This is a genomic window from Rhodococcus sp. R1101 (assembly GCF_000278445.1).
GTDB lineage: Bacteria > Actinomycetota > Actinomycetes > Mycobacteriales > Mycobacteriaceae > Rhodococcus > Rhodococcus gordoniae.
On record NZ_AJVB01000353.1, the window covers coordinates 1 to 4036 of the forward strand.

The 4036-nt window shown below is 69.3% G+C and carries 4 protein-coding genes; 2 read left to right on the plus strand and 2 right to left on the minus strand.

The window, feature by feature from the left end; genetic code table 11:
- Positions 1-182: 182 nt before the first annotated feature.
- A complete protein-coding gene (locus tag R1101_RS0117620) occupies positions 183-479 on the minus strand; it encodes a chorismate mutase (RefSeq protein WP_016934680.1) in 297 nt (98 codons plus the stop codon).
- A 319-nt stretch (positions 480-798) separates the two neighbouring features.
- Here R1101_RS0117620 and R1101_RS0117625 point away from each other — a divergent pair, with 319 nt between their 5' ends.
- Positions 799-1692: a hypothetical protein gene (locus R1101_RS0117625; RefSeq protein ID WP_016934681.1), complete on the plus strand. Its 894-nt coding sequence runs from the start codon at positions 799-801 to the stop codon at positions 1690-1692.
- 194 nt (positions 1693-1886) lie between these two features.
- A complete protein-coding gene (locus R1101_RS0117630) occupies positions 1887-3071 on the plus strand; it encodes a thiolase family protein (RefSeq protein WP_016934682.1) in 1185 nt (394 codons plus the stop codon).
- A 62-nt stretch (positions 3072-3133) separates the two neighbouring features.
- Here R1101_RS0117630 and R1101_RS27300 read toward each other — a convergent pair.
- A partial coding sequence (locus R1101_RS27300; RefSeq protein WP_037223981.1) for an SbcC/MukB-like Walker B domain-containing protein occupies positions 3134-4036 on the minus strand: 903 nt, incomplete at its 5' end.

A 4036-nucleotide genomic window follows, 5' to 3' on the forward strand; every position in this document is an offset into this window, starting at 1 on the left:
GGACCGGTCAACGGCCCGCTTCGCAGTAGAACCCGAGATCCGTGCTGTTCCTGTCTGCTGCCGGGATCTTCCGACAGGCAGGGTGCGGCCACGTCTGCGACCGGCGTGAGTCGAATCGGCGGACGGCTCGGGTACGCCGACGGCCCCCGCTCCGTGTGGTGCGGGGGCCGTCGGGATAGGTCTCAGGCTTTGCGGGTGCGGCCGAGGCGCAGCAGCGTCATGGCGAGCGTGCTTCCGTCGGCGCCGAGTTCGTCGAACCGTCCGAGGACGGCCATTTCCTCGGACTGTGCCTCGCGGCTCGCGTCGGTGCCCTTCGCCGATGCTCCGACGCGCTGAACGAGCTCGGAACGCCGCTTGATCACTGCGAGCAACTGGGCGTCGAGCTCCCTGATCTGCTCGAAGAGCTCGCCGAGCTCTGCCGCGGCCGACGAAGCTTCGCCGACGGACGCGATGCCAGGCGAATCAAGCTGGACAGTCATGCAGACTCCTCCGGTCTCGTCTGAATCGTCACAGATTGTGTCGCGATCTCGCCTGTAGGTGTTACCGACACGTAGGGAAATATTCTCGCCAGCTTCTCCCATACGCGTCCCGTCCCTCCAAAAACAGCCGTGACCTGGAATAACACAGTGATGACCGGGGGGTATGTTAATCGTCACACCGGCCGGTGCCAACTCGCGTGCCCGGTCGTGGCGTAGCGCCCGGAGGGTCCGCATCCGATCGGCGGCTCGAGGTAGCGTTCCGGCCGACCGGCACGGCCGAGAGCGTCGAGGCTCCTCGGTGCACCGGGAGGGGAGACCGATGCAACGACCTGTTGTCCCGTGGGGTGGGCGCGGCACGGAGGCTGCGACTTCGGACACCGAACGGACATCCGATACCGAACCGCCGAGCGAATGGCGGCACGGCGCGCATACTCTGCGCGTATACGCAGCGGCCGGTGCGGCCGTGCTCGTGTCGGTCTTCGCCGCGACCCGCGGAGTAGGTGTGTGGCGCGCCGGCTCGGTGGGCGCCGACCGCTTCTATTCGATCCTGGCGGTGCTGATGCTGCTGACGGCGGCCTTCGGCGCTGCCTTCTGGTCGCCACCGGGGCGCATACCCCGGGTGAGGCATGTCGACGCGGCGGGTCGCGGGAGTACCGAGATCGGAGGACGCCACGTCGTCTTCGGTCTGCTGCTCGCGATGGTGGTGTGCGGCGCCTTCCTTTCGCTCGGGGCGGCCGTCGAGATCGTGGTGGGGAACGACGGGCTTCCCGTGGTGGCGGTGGCGCTGGCACTCGTCGCCGGGGTGTGCCTGACCTTCCTCGCCGAGGTGGCACTCGGGCGCATCCGGGCCGGATCGCTCGTTCTCGGACCGGACGGCATCAGGCTGCGCGGCTGGTTCGTGGAGTCCTACCTGCCCTGGGTGTCGGTGCGGGGGCTCCGGGCGGTCGACCGGGGGGTCCCGGTGATCTGGATCGAGGGGCACGAGTCGGCGGCGTGGGCGCGCCGGCGGACCAGTCGTGTGTTCCGTTTCGAGCGATTGCCGCAGGAGCCCCGGATCGAGCTGGACTCACGGTATCTGGCCGTCGATCCCGTGCAGTTGTACCGATTCCTCGAGTTCTACGTGGAGCACCCCCGGCACCGCCGCGAGCTGGGCACGCCGGCGGCCGCGGATCGTCTCGCGGCGGGTCTCCCGTTCGCTGCGGACGACGCGTGAAAACAACGTAGCTCCTGATGCGGAATGGCGTTTCCGCACCTCTTCCTGCAGCGCGCGTTCGGGCCGACGAGACTGCGGCACTCGGTGCCGTAGCATGAACCGGACCCTTCGGGAGGGCCAGCCTCCTCGAAGAGCCGTGCGCTCGGCCGGTGCCGGCGTGTGGACCCCAGGTGTTCGACCAGATTGGACGAGAAATGACCGCTCCGGAACGCATCGTCATCGTCGACGGCGCACGCACCCCCGTCGGCAGCTTCGGTGGCGCCCTGAAGGACGTACCCGCCCACGAACTCGGCGCCGCCGCGGTGCGCGAGGCGCTGCGGCGTGCGGATGTCGCGGGTGAGGACATCGACGAGGTCGTCATGGGCTGCATCGGCCAGGTCGGAGCCGACGCCTACAACGCCCGTCGCGTGACCCTCGCCGCCGGACTGCCCGTCTCCACCCCGGCCCTGACCGTCAACCGGTTGTGCGGATCCGGACTGCAGGCCGTGTGGTCCGCCGCCCAGGAGATCCGTTGGGGTGCTGCCGAGATCACCGTCGCCGGCGGCGACGAGAGCATGTCCCGCATGCCGTTCTACGACTTCGGTGCCCGCAGCGGTTACAAGCTCGGCAACCGCGAGCTCGTCGACGGCACCGTCGGGATGCTCACCGATCCGTTCAGCGGACTGCACATGGGCGTCACCGCCGAGAACGTCGCCCGCGAGTACGGCGTCAGCCGTGAGCAGCAGGACGAGTTCGCCCTCGAATCGCAGCGGCGCGCCGCCACCGATGCGGCGAAGGCCGTCTTCGCCGAGGAGATCACCCCGGTCGAGATCGGTGGCCGCAAGCCCGTCACCGTCACCGAGGACGAGCATCCCAAGCCGGACACCACCCTCGAGGTGCTCGGCAAGCTCCGTTCGGCGTTCATCAAGGACGGCACCGTCACCGCCGGTAACGCCTCCGGCATCAACGACGGCGCGGCCGCCCTCGTCCTCGCCCGAGAATCGGTGGCCCGCGAACGCGGCCTTGCCGGCTCGGTCGTGCTCGAGTCCGTCGTCACCGCGGCGATGGAACCCGAGTTGATGGGCTACGCACCCACTCTCGCCCTGGTGAAGCTGTTCGAGCAGAACGGTCTGACCCCGGCCGACATCGACACCGTCGAGCTCAACGAGGCCTTCGCCTCGCAGGCCCTCGCGGTGGCGCGCGACGCCAAGCTCGACCCGGAGAAGACCAACCCCTACGGCGGTGCCATCGCCCTGGGGCACCCGGTCGGCGCGACCGGCGCGATCCTCACGCTGCGCGTCGCCAAGGACCTGATCCGCCGCGACCTCGAACTCGGCGTCGTCACCATGTGCATCGGTGGCGGACAGGCACTCGCAGCGCTGCTGCGTCGCGTGTCCTGATCCGGCACCTTCCCAGGATCCCGGCAGTGGCGGGCGCGATATCGGTATCGCGCCCGCCACTGCTACGTCGGTAGATCGGTGAGCGGCCGCAGGTGCCGCACGCGGCCGTCCCAGTGCACCCGGGTCGTCACAGCCGTTCCGTCGCCGAGCCGGCGGACCTCGTAGACGTCGAGTTCGGGTACCTCGGGCACGCAACCCCACAGCGCGTGCCCGGTCATGACGAAATCGATGTCCTGCCGTACGAGCAGGCCCATCAGTTCACCGATCGTCGGATCGTCGATCTTGGCGAACGCGTCGTCGAGCAGCACCAGCCGCAATGCGGTACCGGTGTCGGGAAGACCCGAGAGATAACCGTCCGCCGCGGCGAAGAGCGAGACGTACGACACGAAGCGTGTCTCACCCTGGGATATCTTGGCGCGCGCGGAGATCCGCCGCTCCTGGTCCGGTCCGGGACCGACGATCGTGACCTCGACCTCGTGCCAGCGCCGGTAGTCCAGTGCCTGCGACAGGTGCAGCGCGTACCCGGCGGACGGGTCGGCGGCGTGCGCGGACTCGACTCGGCGGCGCAGCATCTCGACCAGTTCGGCCGCATCCTCGGCCGAGCGGTCGGTGTCGGTGAGCAGTCGCGTCATGCGAGCCGCGTCGGTGTCCTCACCGCCGGGTCGCCACTCGATCCGCACGCCGATCCCGTGCGTCGTGCGGCTGTCGGCGAGACTGTCGTTCATCGCCGCGATCAGCTGCCGTGCCCGGTCGATCCGCCTGCGCAGTTCGTCGGCCACACCGCCGAGCACGAAGCCGGTGAACACGTCGTGCTCACGTTGCGACAGGACCCGGCGGCCCTCCTCGACCTGCCGGGTGAGTGCGGCCGAGACACCCGCGGGTGTGCTGTCGTCGCCCGCTCCCGCGATCCGTACGCGATGGGCACCGTGCGTCACCGTGTGCTCGACGTCGAAGCGCGCGGTGAT